Genomic DNA, 17,280 nt, shown 5'->3' with positions numbered 1-17,280 from the left:
ACCAGCCTACCGGCGTTTATCTGCGGCGCCGACCACTAGGAGGGCCGTGCCATCGCCTTCACGAAGGCGCGTTCCACGTCGGCGGCGGACAGGACGCCGTAGATTTCGCCGGTGTCCTCGACGACGAGGTATTCGGTGGCGGGGGTGGCGCGCAGGGCGTCCAGGAGGTCTTCGCCGGACAGTTCGGCGGAGACGCGCATGCCGTCGGTGAGGTCCTGGGCGAGGCCGCTGACGGCGACCCAGGGGCGGCGGTGTTCGGGGACGCCGACGATGGCGGCCTCGCGGACGAGGGAGAGTGGCTGGCCATCGGGGTCGACGACGACGAGGGCGCGGGCTCCGGCCTCGTTGGCGCGGCGCAGGGCCTCGGAGAGGGGGGTGTCCGTCTCGACGGGGACGGCGCGGCGGGTGAGGTTGCGGGCGCGCAGCTCGGGGAGGTGTTCGCGCAGGCGGGCCATGCGGAGGCTGTTGCCGGCGCCGGTCCAGATGATCGCGGCGAGGATCGCGGCGAGCAGGGCGTCCATGACGGTGTCCATGCCGACGTTGTCCACGGCGTCGCGGCCGAGTGCACCTGACTGGGTGAGCAGGGGCAGGCCGATCAGGACGGAGACGGCGAGGGCGCGGCCGACCCAGGCGGCGGCGATGGTGCCGCTCATGGGTTTGCCGGTGATCTTCCAGATGACGGCGCGGAGCATGCGGCCGCCGTCGAGGGGCAGGCCGGGGAGCAGGTTGAAGGCGGCGACGATGAGGTTGGAGATCATCAGGCCGGCCAGCAGGACGCCGGGGACGGTGCCGGGCTCGACGGGTTGCAGGGCCAGGTAGAAGAGGCCCGCGAGGACGAGGGAGAGCAGCGGGCCGACGAAGGCGAGGATGAATTCGCGGCCGGGGGTCTCGGCTTCCTTCTCGATCTCGGAGACGCCGCCGAAGAACTGGAGCTGGATGCGGCGGACCGGGAGTTTGAAGCGGAGGGCGGCGACGGTGTGGGCGAGTTCGTGGACGAGTACGGAGGCGTAGAAGGCGACGGCGAAGAAGAGGGAGACGAGGTAGCGGGCGGCGCCGAGTTCGGGGAGTACGCGGTCGAGCTGGCCGCCGAACACCCAGGTGATCAGTGCGGCGACGAGGAACCAGCTGGGCGCGACGTAGACGGGGACACCGAAGGGGCGTCCCATCAGCAGCCCGCCTCTGGGGTCGCGGGGGCGCGGGGGCTGGGGGGCTTTGCCGGCGTCGGTGTGCGCGAGGGGTCGGTCGGCGTGGTCCTGGGCGGTGTGCGCGGGGTGGTGCGCGGGGCTCGCGGGCGGGCGCTCGGCGTTGGAGGGCGGGGTTCCCAGTTTCGTGTCGCCGCCGCTGGAGGGCGGGGTTCCGGGTTGTGCGTCGCCGCCGGGGGCCGCGTCCGCGGACCGGCTGTCCTGGTCGTCGGTGGCGGCGCTGTCCGGGGGCGTTGTCGGGTCCGAGTGCCGTGCCTCCGTGGCCTGTTCGTCGGCCGGATCGGGGCGTGCGGGGTCCGTGGCCGGGGTCGTACGACCCCGGTGGCGCTCGGTCGGCTCCTCGTTGCCGGACCGCGGCTGCCCGCTCCCGCCGCTCTCGTCCACGGTGTCCCCTCGTTCGCAGCGTCTCCCGCTCCTGCCGGGCGGAAGGTCTCGGGTCGATGGTATGCGGCCGTCGGGACGCGTTCGCCCCGGCACCCCCTGTGTTCGCACTGCCGTCGCGGCGTTCACGACCGTGACGGGGTCACTGTCAGTGGTGGGCCGTAGGGTCTGTGGTCATGGAGACGAGCACCGAGGACGCGGCGGAGGCCCACAGCGGCGGTAGGACGGCGGCGGCCGAGGCGGCGGTCGCGGCCATACCGCATGCGCGACCGCAGGCCGAGCCACCCGGCACCGCGCCCGCCGAGCCGCCCCTCTCCGTGCCTGCCGAGCCCGCGGTGCCGCCGGCCGGGTCGCCCGCGGGGGCGGCCGCCTCCCCGCCCGTCCGCGAGGCCACGCCCCCGGTCTCCCTCTCCCCTTCGCGCGCCAGTGACTTCATGCAGTGCCCGCTGCTGTACCGGCTGCGGGTGATCGACCGGCTGCCCGAGAAGCCGAGTGAGGCGGCGACGCGGGGCACCTTGGTGCACGCGGTGCTGGAGCGGCTGTTCGACGCCCCGGCCGCGGAGCGTACGGCGCCGCGGGCGAAGTCGCTGGTGCCGGGGCAGTGGGAGCGGCTGCGGGAGAGCCGGCCGGAGGTGGTGGAGCTGTTCGCCGACGATCCGGAGGGCGCGCGGCTGGCCCGCTGGCTGGGTGAGGCGGAGCAGTTGGTGGAGCGCTGGTTCACGCTGGAGGATCCGACGCGGCTGGAGCCGGCCGAGCGGGAGCTGTTCGTCGAGGCGGAGCTGGATTCGGGGCTCAGGCTGCGCGGGATCATCGACCGGGTGGATGTGGCGCCGACGGGTGAGGTGCGGATCGTCGACTACAAGACGGGCAAGGCGCCCCGGCCCGAGTACGCCGAGGGTGCGCTGTTCCAGATGAAGTTCTACGCGCTGGTGGTGTGGCGGCTGAAGAAGGTCGTGCCGCGGCGGCTGCAGCTGGTCTATCTCGGCAGCGGTGATGTGCTGACGTACGACCCGGTCCTCGCCGATCTGGAGCGGGTGGAGCGCAAGCTGCTGGCGCTGTGGGAGGCGATCCGGCTGGCGACGGAGACGGGTGACTGGCGGCCGCGGCCGACGAAGCTGTGCGGCTGGTGCGACCACCAGGCCCACTGCCCGGAATTCGGCGGCACTCCCCCGCCGTATCCCTTGCAGGTGAAGGTGACCGGGCAGGGTTCGGCCGACGGGCCGGAGGGTGCTTCCCAGGGGGCGTAGCCGCCGCGGGTGCGGGTCGCCGACCGGAGGTCGCGGGCAGCGTGGTCGCTGCCTGTCGGGGCGGGCGAGTCCGGCGCCGGCCCGCAGGGCAGAATGGGGCCGGACTAGCGAAGGAGACTTACGTGGCCATCCGCGTCCTACTGGTCGACGACCAGCCGCTGCTGCGTACCGGCTTCCGGATGATTCTGGAGGCCGAGCAGGACATCGCGGTCGTCGGTGAGGCCGGAGACGGCCTCCAGGCTCTCGACCAGGTGCGGGCCCTGCAGCCCGATGTGGTTCTGATGGACATCCGTATGCCGCGGATGGACGGTGTGGAGGCGACCCGGCAGATCACCGGGCCGGGGCGGGACGGACCGGCGAAGGTGCTGGTGCTGACCACTTTCGACCTCGACGAGTATGTGGTGGAGGCGCTGAAGGCGGGGGCCAGCGGGTTTCTGCTGAAGGACGCCCCGGCCAATGAGCTGGTGCAGGCGATCCGGGTGGTCGCGGCGGGCGAGGCGATGCTCGCGCCGAGCATCACGCGCCGGCTGCTCGACAAGTACGCCACGCATCTGCCGTCCGGCGAGGAGCCCGTGCCGGACACGCTGCACACGCTCACCGAGCGTGAGGTGGAGGTGCTGAAGCTGGTGGCGCGCGGGCTGTCGAACGCGGAGATCGCGGCAGACCTGTTCGTCAGCGAGACCACGGTCAAGACGCATGTCGGGCACGTCCTGACGAAGCTGGGGCTGCGTGACCGGGTGCAGGCCGCGGTGTACGCGTACGAGAGCGGGCTGGTGCGCCCGGGAGCGCAGTAGCCGGGTGTCCTACGACACCGAGGGCGCCCCTTCGCCGGAAGGGGCGCCCTCGGTGTTCGTGCCGATGCGGGTCAGTCCTTGGTGAGTTCCCAGAACCGGAACACGGTCGAGGCGTCGAGGCAGTACTCGAGGCCGTAGACGTTGTCGCGGGTGACGGCGTACTGCTTGCCCTGCCACAGCGGCAGCACGGGCACGTCCTCGGCGACGATGTCCTGGAGCTGGCCGTAGTCGGAGTCGGTCGCCGCGCGGTCGCTCTCGGACGCGGTGCGCGGGATGAGCGTGCCGGTGATCGTGCTGTTGGTGTAGTTGTTGCTCAGCACGTTGCCCTCGCCGAAGAAGGGGCCGGTGAAGTTGTCGGCGTCCGGATAGTCCGGGACCCAGCCCTTCACGTACACGCCGTACTTGCCGTCGGCGATGTCCTTCTCGTACTGGTCGAACGCCACGGACTTGACGTCGGCGTCGAACAGGCCGCTGGCGTTGAGCTGGCCGGCGATCGCCTTGAGCTCGTCGTCGGTGGCGGGGCCGTAGCGGGACGGGGTCGACCAGAGGGTCAGCTTGACCTTGTCGGTGATGCCGTCGGCGCTGAGGGCGGCGGCTGCCTTGGTCTTGTCGGGCTTGGCGCCGTAGGTGTCGAAGAAGGCCGTGTTGTGGCCGGCGATACCGGCCGGGATGATCGAGTACAGCGGGGTCGCGGTGCCCTTGTAGACGTCCTCCATCAGGGCGTCGCGGTCGAGCAGGTGGGCGATGGCCTTGCGGACGCCGGGCTTTGAGGTGACCGGATCGTCCATGTTGAAGACCAGGTGCTGGACCTCGGCGCTGTTGCCGTCGACGATCTCGACGCCCGAGCCGGGGTCGGCCTTCTCGATGTCGGCGATGTCGCTCGCGGCGAGGCCTCGGTAGGCGATGTCGACCTTCTTGTCGAGCAGGGCCGTCTTCAGCGCGGTCTGGTCGCCGTGGAAGAACTTGAGGGTGACTCCGGAGTTCCGCACCTCGGCGGTGCCCTTGTAGTGCTCGTTGACCGAGAAGACGGCCTCGTCCTCGCTGAAGGAGTCGAGCTTGTACGGGCCGGAGCCGACCGCTTCGCCGTCCTTGCGCAGGCCGCTCGCCTCGTACGACTTCTGGTCGACGATGGAGCCGGCGCCGGAGGCGATCTTGCTGGGGAAGGTGGCGTCCGCGGTGTTGAGGCGGAAGACGACCGTCTTCTCGTCCGGCGTCTCGACCTTGTCGAGCATGGGGAACATGATCGCGGGGCCGGCCTCGTCGTTGATCTTCAGCATGCGGTCGAAGGAGAACTTCACGTCCTCGGAGGTGAGCGCGTCACCGTTGCTGAACTTCAGGCCGTCCTTCAGCGTGCACTGGTAGACCCTGGTCGAGGTGTCCGTGAAGGCACACTCCTCGGCGGCCTCCGGCTGCGGTTCGGTGGCTCCCTTGGGGAAGCTCAGCAGCGACTGGAAGACGTTGTTGAACAACAGCCAGGATCCGGGGTCGTAGCCGGAGGCGGGGTCGGTGGCCAGGACGTCGTCGGACATCCCCATGACCACGGAGGAGCCTTCGCTCCCCGAGTCCCCGTTTTCCGTTCCGCATCCGGTCAGCAGTCCGGAGGCCAGTCCCGCCACGATCGGCAGGACTGGCCACTGGTTACGCATATTCACGTGCAGGTGCCTTGTCGTCGGTTCTCGATTGCGGGGCCGTCGTCCGCGGCCCCGGAGGCGGGAGTGGTCAGCCGCTGACTCCGCGGCCGAGCTCCCACAGCTGAAGCGTGGAGGAGGCGTTGAGAGCGTAGGCGGTGCCCGTGATGTCGTCGCGGGCGGCGACGTACTGCTTGCCCTGCCACAGCGGCAGCATGGGCACGTCGTCGGCGACGATGTCCTGAATCTCCGTCAGGCTCTTGACGGCGGACAGCCGGTCGGCCTCCCGGCGCGACTGGGGGATCAGCGCGCTGCGGATCTGGCTGTTGTCGTACGGCGAGCCGAGGAAGTTGTCCTTGTCGAGGAACGGCGCGAGGTAGTTGTCGGCGTCCGGGAAGTCCGGGAACCAGCCCATGCCGTAGACGTCGTACTCGCCCTTCTGCTCGGCCGGGCGGAAGGTCTCCCAGAGGGCGCCCTTGATCTGGACGTCGAACAGGCCGCTGGCGTTCAGCTGCTTCTGGAGCAGCTCGAACTCCTCCTTGGTGGCCGAGCCGTAGTGGTCGGTCGTGTAGTGGAGGGTCAGCTTCACCGGCGTGGTGATGTCGGCCTTGGTCAGCATGGCCTTGGCCTTGGCCACGTCCGGGTCGCCGTACTTGTTGAAGAACGCGTTGGTGTGGCCGGTGATGGTGGCCGGGACCAGCGAGTAGAGCGGCTCCGCCTGGTCGCCGTAGACCTTGGAGACCAGGGCGGCGCGGTCGATGATCTGGGCCATCGCCTGGCGCACGGCCTTGGTCTTCACCGTCGGGGCGTCGGTGTTGAAGGCGAGATAGCGGATTTCCAGGCCGGGCATCTCGACGAGGTCCTCGTCGGTGCCGGCGGCGGCCGTGGAGAGCTTCTGGATCTGCTTGGGCGACATGGTGCGCGTCATCACGTCGATGTCACCGTCGTCGAGCGCGGTGCCCATCTCGCCGGCGTCGGCGAAGGAGCGCAGTTCGACCTTGTCGTTGTTCACCTTCAACGTCCCCTTGTAATTGGGGTTCTTGGTGAACACGGCCTTGACCAGCTCGTCGTTCTTGACCTCGGACGCGAAGGTGTACGGGCCGGAGCCGTCGATCGCGAAACCGTCGCGCAGCTTGTTCTTCTCGTAGTCGTCGGGGTTGACGATGCCGGCGACCGGCGTCGACAGCTTGAACGGGAAGGTGGCGTCGGCGGTCTTGAGGTGGAAGATCACCTCACGGTCGCCCTGCGTCTCGACGGTGTCGATGGTGGACAGCAGCGCGAACACACCGCTGTCGGCCTGGATGGAGCGGGCGCGCTCGATGGAGTACTTCACATCGGCCGCCGTGACGGCGTCACCGTTGGCGAACTTGAGGCCTTCGCGGAGTGTGCAGGCGTAGCGCTCGTTGCCGGTGTCGGTGAAGCCGCACTTCTGGGCGGCCTCGGGCACCGGTTCGCCCTCGCCGCGGGGCTGGATCATCAGCGTCTGCACGGTCTGGCGCAGGACGTTCCAGGTGCCGACGTCGTAGGCGTACGCCGGGTCGAGGGGCGCGGGTGCTTCCGTCGAGGCGTTGAACCGGTCGGTGGTGCCGACGACGATCGCGTCACCGCTGCCGCTGCCGCTGCCCGACGTGCCGCAGGCTGCGAGCACGGGCGCGAGCAGGCCGATGACGGCCGGCAGCACCAAAGTCTTGCGGTTCATGCTCGAGTTTCTCCAGAGCTGTGAGTCCGTGTACCCGGCATGCAGGGGTGTCGCAGCGGGGCACGGGGGTAGTGGCGATGTTCTCGCGACGAGATTAGTCCGCACCTGCACAAGGCTTGGCCGCACCCGGAGTTGAGGCCCCATCACGCAGTGAAACCGGCTGTGGACGCACCGAAAACCCGACAGTGGAAGGATTCGTGCAGCATCCACTCAATCGGGACACAAGACCCCGTCTCAGCCGTCGAATCGGGGGCGAGCGGCACACGTCGACGCCCCTGTCGACCCCCCGAACCGTGGGGAACGTCACAGTCTGAACGGTCGGTGCGAGGGCCTGAATTCGGCCATCCGGCGCCGTGTGAATTCTTTTACCGGAGCCCGTATGGAATTCCCTCGCTATCAGCGCCGCACGCTCGGTGAACGCCTAGCCCATTTCCGTCATCAGCCCGTGCAGAAATGCCAGGTCGACCTCTTCCAGGGAGGTCACGATCGTGCGCCGGGCGGCCGCGGCGATGGGTGTCACCGAGGGCACGGCCACGACCTGGCAGCCGGCGGCCTCGGCCGCCGCGACACCGGTCGCGGTGTCCTCGATGACCGCGCATCTGGCCGGATCCACGCCGAGCCCGGCCGCCGCGAACAGGTACGGCTCCGGGTCCGGCTTGGTGCGCCGCACCTCGTCCCCGGCGACCGTCAGGGCGAAGTGGTGGGCGCCCAGCGAGGTGAGCACCCGGTCGATGATGCGCCGGTGCGAGGCGGAGACCAGGGCGGTCGGGATCCCGTACGCCGACAACTCGCCCAGCAGCCGGGCAGCGCCCGGCATCAGCGGCAGGGCGCGGTCGATACGGTCCTCGAAGCCCTCGTTGAGCAGGACGCTGAGCTCGGCGAGGGTGATGTCGGCGCCGGTGGCCTCGATCAGGAACCCCGCGCTGCGGCTCATCGGGCCGCCGACCACGACATGGCGCCAGGAGTCGTCGAGGACGTGGCCGAGGCCGGCGAAGACCTCGACCTCGACGTCCCACCAGAAGCCCTCGGTGTCCACCAAGGTGCCGTCCATGTCGAGGAGCACGGCCTGAAGTGCCGACCCTTCGGCCGTTCGGGTTCCGAGCGCGGGGACCGTGCTGGTCATCCGGCCTACCTCCTTGAGGGACGATCAGGCCGGCTCCCGGGAAGGGAGCCGGCCTGCGGTGGACCGACCAGTGTACGACTTCTTCGATCAGCGTGCCCGATCGTCCTCGAGGATGCCTGAACCCGCAGGTCAGCGGGTACGGCGGCGACGCGTCAGCGGGCGTTGAAGTACTTCGCCTCCGGGTGGTGGATCACGATGGCGTCCGTGGACTGCTCCGGGTGCAGCTGGAACTCCTCGGAGAGCCGGACGCCGATACGCTCCGGCTCAAGGAGTTCGGCGATCTTGGCGCGGTCCTCCAGATCCGGGCAGGCGCCGTAGCCCAGCGAGAAGCGGGCGCCCCGGTACTTCAGGGCGAACATGTCCTCGACATCGGCCGGGTCCTCACCGGCGAAGCCCAGCTCGGACCGCACGCGCGCGTGCCAGTACTCGGCGAGCGCCTCCGCCAACTGCACGGACAGCCCGTGCAGTTCGAGGTAGTCGCGGTAGGAGTCGGACGCGAACAGCTTCGCGGTCTCCTCACCGATCCGTGAGCCCACGGTGACGACCTGGAGGCCTACGACGTCTCTCTCGCCGGACTCCTCCGGGCGGAAGAAGTCCGCCAGGCACAGGTGCCGGCCGCGGCGCTGGCGCGGGAAGGTGAAGCGGGTGCGCTCGTTGCCGTCGTCGTCCAGGAGGATCAGGTCGTCGTCCTTGGACACGCACGGGAAGTAGCCGTAGACGACGGCCGCTTCCAGCAGGTTCTCGGTCTGCAGCTTGTCCAGCAGGCCCCGCAGGCGCGGGCGGCCCTCGGTCTCGACGAGTTCCTGGTACGACGGCCCGTCCCCGGTGCGGGCCTCCTTCAGGCCCCACTGGCCCTTGAAGAGAGCGCCCTCGTCGAGCCAGGAGGCGTACTCCTTGAGCTGGATGCCCTTGATGACGCGGGTGCCCCAGAACGGCGGCGTGGGCACGGGGTTGTCGGTGGCGACGTCGGAGCGGACGTGCCCCTCCTCCGGGCGCTCCTCGACCTGGACGGTGGCCGCCCGCACCCGGCGCTGCTTCAGCTCGGGCAGCTTCGCGCCGGGCACGCCCCGCTTGACGCCGATGAGGGCGTCCATCAGGCGCAGGCCCTCGAACGCGTCGCGGGCGTAGCGGACTTCGCCCTCGTAGATCTCGTGCAGATCCTGCTCAACGTAGGCGCGGGTGAGCGCCGCGCCGCCGAGGATGACCGGGTAGTCGGCGGCCATCTTGCGCTGGTTGAGCTCCTCCAGGTTCTCCTTCATGATCACCGTGGACTTGACCAGGAGGCCGGACATGCCGATGACGTCGGCCCGGTGTTCCTCGGCGGCCTCCAGGATCGCGGAGACGGGCTGCTTGATGCCGAGATTGACCACGGTGTAGCCGTTGTTGGACAGGATGATGTCGACGAGGTTCTTGCCGATGTCGTGCACGTCGCCGCGCACGGTCGCCAGCACGATGGTGCCCTTGCCCTCGTCGTCCGTCTTCTCCATGTGCGGCTCGAGGTAGGCCACCGCCGTCTTCATGACCTCGGCGGACTGCAGCACGAACGGCAACTGCATCTGGCCGGAGCCGAACAGCTCGCCGACGACTTTCATGCCGTCCAGGAGCGTCTCGTTGACGATGTCCAGCGCCGGGCGCTCCGCCAGTGCGTCGTCCAGGTCCTGCTCGAGACCGTTCTTCTCGCCGTCGATGATGCGGCGCTTGAGGCGCTCGTTCAGCGGCAGGGCGGCCAGTTCCTCGGCGCGGCCCGCCTTCAGGGACTTGGTGGTGGCGCCCTCGAACAGGGCCATCAGCTTCTGCAGCGGGTCGTAGCCCTCGGCGCGGCGGTCGTAGATCAGGTCGAGGGCCGTCTGGACCTCTTCCTCGGTGAAGCGGGCGATCGGGAGGATCTTCGACGCGTGGACGATCGCCGAGTCCAGGCCCGCCTTGACGCACTCGTCCAGGAAGACGGAGTTGAGCAGCATGCGGGCGGCCGGGTTCAGGCCGAAGGAGATGTTCGACAGGCCCAGCGTGGTCTGCACGTCCGGGTGGCGGCGCTTGAGCTCGCGGATCGCCTCGATGGTGGCGATGCCGTCCTTGCGGGACTCCTCCTGGCCGGTGCAGATGGTGAAGGTCAGGGTGTCGATGAGGATGTCCGACTCGTGGATGCCCCAGTTGCCGGTCAGGTCCGCGATCAGCCGCTCGGCGATCGCGACCTTGTGCTCCGGGGTGCGGGCCTGGCCCTCCTCGTCGATGGTCAGCGCGATCAGCGCGGCGCCGTGCTCCTGGGCCAGCTTGGTGACCTTGGCGAAGCGGGACTCGGGGCCGTCGCCGTCCTCGTAGTTCACCGAGTTGATCACCGCGCGGCCGCCGAGCTTCTCCAGGCCGGCCTTGATGACGTCGACCTCGGTGGAGTCCAGGACGATCGGCAGGGTGGAGGCGGTGGCGAAGCGGCCGGCGAGTTCCTCCATGTCGGCGACGCCGTCGCGGCCGACGTAGTCCACGCACAGGTCCAGCATGTGCGCGCCCTCGCGGATCTGCTCGCGGGCCATCTCCACGCAGTCGTCCCAGCGGCCGTCCAGCATGGCCTCGCGGAACTTCTTCGAGCCGTTGGCGTTGGTGCGCTCGCCGATCGCCATATAGGCGGTGTCCTGGCGGAACGGCACGGTCTGATAGAGGGAGGCGGCGCCCGGCTCGGGGCGCGGGCTGCGCTCGCTCGGCGTGAGGTCCCGCACCCGCTCGACGACCTGGCGCAGATGCTCCGGCGTCGTACCGCAGCAGCCGCCGATCAGGGACAGGCCGTAGTCGCGGACGAAGTTCTCCTGCGCGTCCGCGAGGCCCTCGGCGTCCAGCGGGAAGTGCGCGCCGTCCTTGGTGAGGATCGGCAGACCGGCGTTCGGCATGCACAGCAGCGGGATGCGGGAGTGCCGGGTGAGGTAGCGCAGGTGCTCGCTCATCTCAGCGGGGCCGGTGGAGCAGTTCAGGCCGATCATGTCGATGCCGAGTGGCTCCAGCGCGGTGAGCGCGGCGCCGATCTCGGAGCCGAGCAGCATCGTGCCGGTGGTCTCGAAGGCCATCGACACCAGCAGGGGCACGTCGGCGCCGGTCGCCTCCAGGGCCCGGCGGGCGCCCAGCACGGAGGCCTTGGTCTGCAGCAGGTCCTGGGTGGTCTCGACGATCAGCGCGTCGGCGCCGCCGGCCAGCAGGCCCTCGGCGTTGGCCTGGTAGCCGTCGCGGATCGTGCGGTAGTCGATGTGGCCGAGGGTGGGCAGCTTGGTGCCGGGGCCGACCGAGCCGAGGACCCAGCGCTGCCGGCCGTCGCGGGCGGCGTACTCGTCGGCGGTCTCGCGGGCGATACGGGCGCCCGCCTCCGACAGCTCGTGCACCCGGTCGGCGATGTCGTACTCCGCCGCGGCCGTGTGGTTGGCGCCGAACGTGTTCGTCTCCACGCAGTCCACGCCCACCGCGAAATACGCTTCATGGACGGAGCGGACGATGTCCGGGCGGGTGACGTTCAGGATCTCGTTACAGCCCTCGAGGTTCTCGAAATCCTCGAGGGTGGGGTCCTGCGCCTGCAGCATGGTGCCCATCGCCCCGTCGGCGACCACCACACGGGTGGCGAGCGCCTCACGGAGCGCGGACACGCGGGTCCGGCTGTCGGCGGAAGGGGTCAGCGGCGACGAGGCCATTAAGGGGCTCCCTTTGGTGCGACGGCTGTCGGCTTTGCGCAACCCGTGGGACGTTCCACAGTAGGCGCACGGCAGCCAGCGTAACCGGGTCCATGGCGGGATGGTCAGACGGTCCACGGGACGGACGCGAGATGACGGGCGGGCCCCGAACGGGATACGAGTGCGGGACACGGCAGGAACGGGTGCGCGACGGGTTCTCGCAGACCATTGGCGGCGGGTCGGCATGGACCGGTAGTGTTCGGCATTGCCGAACGGCGGCAGCGGACGTCGCGGGTCGACGGTCGAAGGGGACGGAGGCAGGACGGGGATGGCACGGAACATCCAGTCGCTCGAACGGGCGGCCGCGATGCTGCGGCTGCTCGCGGGCGGCGAGCGACGGCTCGGCCTGTCGGACATCGCCTCGTCCCTGGGCCTCGCCAAAGGCACCGCCCACGGCATCCTGCGCACCCTCCAGCAGGAGGGCTTCGTCGAGCAGGACGACAACTCCGGGCGCTACCAGTTGGGCGCCGAGCTGCTGCGCCTGGGCACCACCTACCTGGACGTGCACGAACTGCGGGCCCGCGCCCTGGTGTGGGCGGACGACCTGGCCCGCTCCAGCGGCGAGAGCGTCTATCTGGGCGTGCTGCACCAGCAGGGCGTGCTGATCGTGCACCACGTCTTCCGGCCCGACGACAGCCGCCAGGTCCTGGAGATCGGCGCCATGCAGCCCTTGCACTCCACGGCCCTGGGCAAGGTCCTGTCGGCCTACGACCCGGTCGCGCACAGCGAGGTGCTGGAGGCCGACCGCAAGGCGTTCACGGACCGGACGGTGTGCGAGCTCGACAGCTTCGAGCAGATCCTCGACGTGACCCGCGCGCGTGGATATGCGGCCGACGTCGAGGAGACCTGGGAGGGCGTCGCTTCCATCGCCGCTCCCATCCACGACCGGCGGCGCATGCCGGTCGGCGCGGTCGGTGTCGCCGGCGCCGTGGAACGGCTGTGCCGGGACGGCGAGGTGCGGCCCGAGCTGATCGCGGCGGTGCGGGACTGCGCCCGCGCGGTCTCCCGGGATCTGGGCGCCGGGCGCTTCTGAGCGCCGTACGCCGGCAAACGCATCCCACAAGCACGTCCGACAAGTACATCCAGCAAACCGGGGCACCATCGGGCGCTCCGGTTGTTGTCATGCCTTGGTAGGCGTTGTCTTGGTTTGGCAAGACGTCTGATCGATAGCTCACCGCGATCAATAACGATCGTGTTTTCGATAACAGAACTCTTGACGCACCTGTAACGCCAGGGCAAGACTCCCGTCCATCGGTCGACATTGTCGAACACCGACCGGCAACAGGCGTTACAGTGTGACGACGCCAAGGGCCGGCAGTTCTCCCCCTGGACGAAGGACAAAGGAGTCGCGGGTGTCCAGCTCCGACATCTTCATCGGCGAGACCATCGGTACCGCCATACTCATCCTGCTGGGCGGTGGCGTCTGCGCCGCCGTCACGCTCAAGGCCTCCAAGGCCCGTAACGCCGGCTGGCTCGCCATCACCTTCGGGTGGGGCTTCGCCGTACTGACCGCCGTGTACACCTCTGCGCCGCTCTCCGGCGCCCACCTCAACCCGGCCGTGACCCTGGCGCTCGCGATCAAGGACGACGACTGGAGCAACGTTCCGACCTACTGGGGCGGACAGCTGCTCGGCGCGATGATCGGCGCGGCGCTGGTGTGGGTCGCCTACTACGGCCAGTTCCACGCGCACCTCACCGACAAGGAGATCGTCGGCGGTCCGGGCGCGCAGGCCACCACCGCCAAGGCCGTCGAGGCCCGCGAGAAGGGCGCAGGACCGGTCCTGGGCATCTTCTCCACCGGCCCGGAGATCCGGGTGGTGTGGCAGAACCTCGCCACGGAGATCATCGGCACCGTCGTGCTGGTGCTGGCCATCCTCACCCAGGGCCTGAACGCCGAAGGTGACGGCCTCGGCACGCTGGGCGCCCTGATCACCGCGCTGGTGGTCGTCTCGATCGGTCTGTCCCTCGGCGGCCCGACCGGCTACGCGATCAACCCGGCCCGTGACCTCGGTCCGCGAATCACGCACGCGCTCCTGCCCCTGCCCAACAAGGGCGGCTCCGACTGGGGTTACGCCTGGATCCCGGTGGTCGGTCCGCTGATCGGCGGCGCCATCGCGGCAGGCATCTACAACGTCGCTTTCGCTTAGAGCACGATTCAGCCATCGCGCCGTACAGACAGCCTCTTCCTACGGAACCCCAGGAGCACACCGTGACCGACGCGCACACCGCCGGCCCGTTCATCGCCGCCATCGACCAGGGCACCACCTCCAGCCGCTGCATCGTCTTCGACCGGGACGGCCGTATCGTCTCCGTCGACCAGAAGGAGCACGAGCAGATCTTCCCGAAGCCGGGCTGGGTGGAGCACAACGCCACCGAGATCTGGACCAACGTCCAGGAGGTCGTCGCCGGAGCCGTCTCCAAGGCCGGCATCACCCGTGACGACATCAAGGCCATCGGCATCACCAACCAGCGCGAGACGACCGTGCTGTGGGACAAGAACACCGGTGAGCCCGTCCACAACGCCATCGTCTGGCAGGACACCCGTACCGACGCGCTCTGCAAGGAGCTCGGCCGCAACGTCGGCCAGGACCGCTTCCGCCGCGAGACCGGCCTCCCCCTCGCCTCCTACTTCGCCGGGCCCAAGGCCCGCTGGCTGCTCGACAACGTCGAGGGCCTGAAGGAGCGCGCCGAGGCGGGCGACATCCTCTTCGGCACCATGGACAGCTGGGTCATCTGGAACCTGACCGGCGGTGTGAACGGCGGCCATCACGTCACCGACGTCACCAACGCCTCCCGCACCATGCTGATGAACCTCCACACCATGGCGTGGGACGAGAAGATCGCCGAGTCGATCGGAGTCCCGCTGGCGATCCTCCCCGAGATCCGCTCCTCCTCCGAGGTCTACGGCGAGATCAAGGGCGGCAAGCTGGGCGACCTGCTCGGCGGCATCCCGGTCGCGTCCGCGCTCGGCGACCAGCAGGCGGCCCTGTTCGGCCAGACCTGTTTCTCCGAGGGCGAGGTCAAGTCGACCTACGGCACCGGCACCTTCATGGTGATGAACACCGGCGACAAGATCATCAACTCGTACGCGGGACTGCTGACCACCGTCGGCTACAAGATCGGTGAGCAGCCGACCGTCTACGCCCTCGAGGGCTCGATCGCCGTCACCGGCTCGCTGGTGCAGTGGATGCGCGACCAGATGGGCCTGATCTCCACCGCCGCCGAGATCGAGACGCTCGCGCTCTCGGTCGAGGACAACGGCGGGGCCTACTTCGTGCCGGCCTTCTCCGGCCTGTTCGCCCCGCACTGGCGGTCCGACGCCCGCGGTGTGATCGCCGGTCTGACCCGGTACGTCACCAAGGCGCACCTCGCGCGCGCCGTCCTGGAGGCCACCGCCTGGCAGACCCGGGAGATCGCCGACGCCATGGTCAAGGACTCCGGCGACGAGCTGGTGGCCCTCAAGGTCGACGGCGGCATGACCTCCAACAACCTGCTGATGCAGACCCTCTCGGACTTCCTGGACGCCCCCGTGGTGCGCCCGATGGTCGCCGAGACCACCTGCCTCGGCGCCGCCTACGCCGCCGGTCTCGCCGTCGGCTTCTGGGCCGGCACCGACGAGCTGCGCGCCAACTGGCGGCGGGCCGCCGAGTGGACCCCCCGTATGGACGCGGACACCCGCGACCGTGAGTACAAGAGCTGGCTCAAGGCCGTCGAGCGGACCATGGGCTGGATCGAGGACGACGAGAACTGACGACAGCCGCCAGCTCTCGAACTCTGATGAGGAGTAAGAACCCGAAATGACCAGTCAGTCCACCCTGCAGTCCGTGCCTGCCCTCGGGACGCGCCCGGCCTCCGGCTTCAACCCGAGCCGAGCCGAGACCCGGGAGCAGCTCGCCAAGGCGTCGTACGACCTTCTCGTGATCGGCGGCGGCATCCTGGGCATCTCCACCGCCTGGCACGCCGCGCAGTCCGGGCTCAGGGTGGCGCTGGTCGACGCCGGCGACTTCGCCGGCGCCACGTCCTCCGCCTCCTCCAAGCTGCTCCACGGCGGTCTGCGCTATCTGCAGACCGGCGCGGTGAAGCTGGTGGCGGAGAACCACTTCGAGCGCCGTGCGGTCTCCCGCCAGGTGGCCCCCCACCTGGCGAACCCGCTCACCTTCTACCTCCCCGTGTACAAGGGGGGCCCGCACGGCGCGGCCAAGCTGGGTGCGGGCGTGTTCGCGTACTCGGCGCTCTCCGCCTTCGGCGACGGCGTCGGCCATCTGCTCTCCCCCGCCAAGGCCCAGCAGGACGTGCCGGAGCTGCGCACCGAGAACCTCAGGGCCGTGGCCGTGTACGGCGACGACCAGATGAACGACGCCCGCATGGCGCTGATGACGGTCCGCGCGGCCGCCGAGGCGGGCGCGGTCGTCCTCAACCACGCCGAGGTGACCGGGCTGCGCTTCACCAAGGGCCGGGTGACGGGCGCGGAGCTGAAGGACCGCACGAGCGGCGACGAGTTCGGCGTCAGCGCCCGTCTCGTGCTGAACGCCACCGGTCCCTGGGTCGACCACCTGCGCAAGATGGAGGACCCGAACGCGGCGCCGTCCATCCGGCTGTCGAAGGGCGCGCACCTCGTCCTGAAGCGGACCTCGCCCTGGAAGGCCGCGCTCGCGACCCCGATCGACAAGTACCGGATCACCTTCGCCCTCCCCTGGGAGGACATGCTGCTGCTCGGTACGACGGACGAGGAGTTCGAGGGCGACCCGGCGGACGTGGCCGTCAACGACAAGGACATAGCCCAGATCCTCGACGAGGCCGCGTTCTCCATCCGCGACCAGCAGCTCGACCGTGACCTGATCACCTACGCCTTCGCGGGCCTGCGGGTGCTGCCGGGCGGCCCCGGCAGCACGGCCAAGGCCAAGCGCGAGACCGTCGTCACCGAGGGCCGGGGCGGGATGCTGTCGGTCGCGGGCGGCAAGTGGACGACGTTCCGACACATCGGCCGTACGGTCATGAAGAAGCTGGAGGCGCTTCCGGGGCACCCGCTCGGCGACGACTTCGAGCCGATCGCCTCCCTGCCGAAGAAGCTGCCGCTGCCGGGCGTCGCCAACCCGCGTGCGATAGCGCACCGGCTGCTGACGGACCGGCCGGCGCCGGGCCCGCGGATGGGTGCGGACACGGCGAAGCACCTGGCGACGCACTACGGTTCCCTGGCCTTCGACATCGCCCGGCTGGCGAACGAAAGCCCCGAACTGGGTGAGCGGGTCCACCCGGACGCCCCGGAGATCTGGGCGCAGGTCGTGTACGCGCGGGACAACGAGTGGGCTCAGACGACGGACGATGTGCTGCGGCGCCGTACGACGTTGACGATCCGAGGGCTGGCCACGGACGACGTCCGGGCGAAGGTTCAGGACCTGCTCGACAAGAAGTAGGCGTCAAGAAGTAGGCGTTACGACACGGAAGGGGCGGCTCCACGCCGACGGAGCCGCCCCTTTCGCATGCCGTTAACGGACCATTAAG

11 protein-coding genes are annotated in these 17,280 nt (G+C 69.6%); 6 read left to right on the top strand and 5 right to left on the bottom strand.

Going from position 1 to position 17,280, the window contains the following annotated elements:
- Positions 1 to 35 precede the first annotated feature (35 nt).
- Positions 36 to 1,586, bottom strand: a complete 1,551-nt coding sequence (locus tag KCH48_RS16555; protein ID WP_210574854.1) for a site-2 protease family protein — start codon at positions 1,584 to 1,586, stop codon at positions 36 to 38.
- Positions 1,587 to 1,759: 173 nt separating this feature from the next.
- Between KCH48_RS16555 and KCH48_RS16550 the strand changes: the two genes are divergently transcribed.
- Positions 1,760 to 2,830 carry a RecB family exonuclease gene (locus KCH48_RS16550; protein WP_210574853.1) on the top strand — a complete coding sequence of 357 codons (1,071 nt, stop codon included), beginning with the start codon at positions 1,760 to 1,762 and terminating at the stop codon, positions 2,828 to 2,830.
- A 122-nt stretch (positions 2,831 to 2,952) separates the two neighbouring features.
- Complete coding sequence (locus tag KCH48_RS16545) at positions 2,953 to 3,624, top strand: response regulator transcription factor (protein WP_210574852.1); 672 nt, start codon at positions 2,953 to 2,955, stop codon at positions 3,622 to 3,624.
- 71 nt (positions 3,625 to 3,695) lie between these two features.
- On the opposite strand, the gene KCH48_RS16540 is transcribed toward KCH48_RS16545, so the two are convergent.
- The 4 genes from KCH48_RS16540 to metH form a co-directional block, all read right to left on the bottom strand.
- The gene (locus KCH48_RS16540; protein ID WP_210574851.1) at positions 3,696 to 5,276 is read right to left on the bottom strand and encodes an ABC transporter substrate-binding protein; all 1,581 of its coding nucleotides are present in this window, start codon (positions 5,274 to 5,276) and stop codon (positions 3,696 to 3,698) included.
- 67 nt (positions 5,277 to 5,343) lie between these two features.
- Positions 5,344 to 6,951 carry an ABC transporter substrate-binding protein gene (locus KCH48_RS16535; RefSeq protein ID WP_210574850.1) on the bottom strand — a complete coding sequence of 536 codons (1,608 nt, stop codon included), beginning with the start codon at positions 6,949 to 6,951 and terminating at the stop codon, positions 5,344 to 5,346.
- Between the two features lie 421 nt (positions 6,952 to 7,372).
- Positions 7,373 to 8,074, bottom strand: a complete 702-nt coding sequence (locus KCH48_RS16530) for an HAD family phosphatase (RefSeq protein WP_210574848.1) — start codon at positions 8,072 to 8,074, stop codon at positions 7,373 to 7,375.
- Between the two features lie 152 nt (positions 8,075 to 8,226).
- Positions 8,227 to 11,739 carry a methionine synthase gene (gene metH / locus KCH48_RS16525; protein WP_210574845.1) on the bottom strand — a complete coding sequence of 1,171 codons (3,513 nt, stop codon included), beginning with the start codon at positions 11,737 to 11,739 and terminating at the stop codon, positions 8,227 to 8,229.
- A gap of 307 nt (positions 11,740 to 12,046) precedes the next feature.
- Here metH and KCH48_RS16520 point away from each other — a divergent pair, with 307 nt between their 5' ends.
- The 4 genes from KCH48_RS16520 (at position 12,047) to KCH48_RS16505 (ending at position 17,192) form a co-directional block, all read left to right on the top strand.
- Positions 12,047 to 12,811, top strand: a complete 765-nt coding sequence (locus KCH48_RS16520) for an IclR family transcriptional regulator (protein ID WP_210574843.1) — start codon at positions 12,047 to 12,049, stop codon at positions 12,809 to 12,811.
- Between the two features lie 319 nt (positions 12,812 to 13,130).
- Positions 13,131 to 13,925: an MIP/aquaporin family protein gene (locus tag KCH48_RS16515; RefSeq protein WP_210574841.1), complete on the top strand. Its 795-nt coding sequence runs from the start codon at positions 13,131 to 13,133 to the stop codon at positions 13,923 to 13,925.
- Positions 13,926 to 13,987: 62 nt separating this feature from the next.
- The gene (glpK, locus tag KCH48_RS16510) at positions 13,988 to 15,529 is read left to right on the top strand and encodes a glycerol kinase GlpK (protein WP_210574840.1); all 1,542 of its coding nucleotides are present in this window, start codon (positions 13,988 to 13,990) and stop codon (positions 15,527 to 15,529) included.
- A 46-nt stretch (positions 15,530 to 15,575) separates the two neighbouring features.
- Positions 15,576 to 17,192 (top strand): glycerol-3-phosphate dehydrogenase/oxidase, encoded by a 1,617-nt coding sequence (locus KCH48_RS16505; protein ID WP_210574839.1) that lies wholly within the window; start codon positions 15,576 to 15,578, stop codon positions 17,190 to 17,192.
- Positions 17,193 to 17,280 lie beyond the last annotated feature (88 nt).

This window comes from Streptomyces sp. GESEQ-4 (assembly GCF_017948455.1).
Classification (GTDB): domain Bacteria; phylum Actinomycetota; class Actinomycetes; order Streptomycetales; family Streptomycetaceae; genus Streptomyces.
This window is presented reverse-complemented; position numbering and strand designations above follow the sequence as displayed.

Bases quoted from the DNA above. Each gene is read 5' to 3' on its own strand.
- KCH48_RS16550 (WP_210574853.1), top strand. From the start codon at position 1,760: ATGGAGACGAGCACCGAGGACGCGGCGGAGGCCCACAGCGGCGGTAGG.
- KCH48_RS16535 (WP_210574850.1), bottom strand. From the start codon at position 6,951: ATGAACCGCAAGACTTTGGTGCTGCCGGCCGTCATCGGCCTGCTCGCG.
- KCH48_RS16530 (WP_210574848.1), bottom strand. From the start codon at position 8,074: ATGACCAGCACGGTCCCCGCGCTCGGAACCCGAACGGCCGAAGGGTCG.
- metH (WP_210574845.1), bottom strand. From the start codon at position 11,739: ATGGCCTCGTCGCCGCTGACCCCTTCCGCCGACAGCCGGACCCGCGTG.
- KCH48_RS16520 (WP_210574843.1), top strand. From the start codon at position 12,047: ATGGCACGGAACATCCAGTCGCTCGAACGGGCGGCCGCGATGCTGCGG.
- KCH48_RS16505 (WP_210574839.1), top strand. From the start codon at position 15,576: ATGACCAGTCAGTCCACCCTGCAGTCCGTGCCTGCCCTCGGGACGCGC.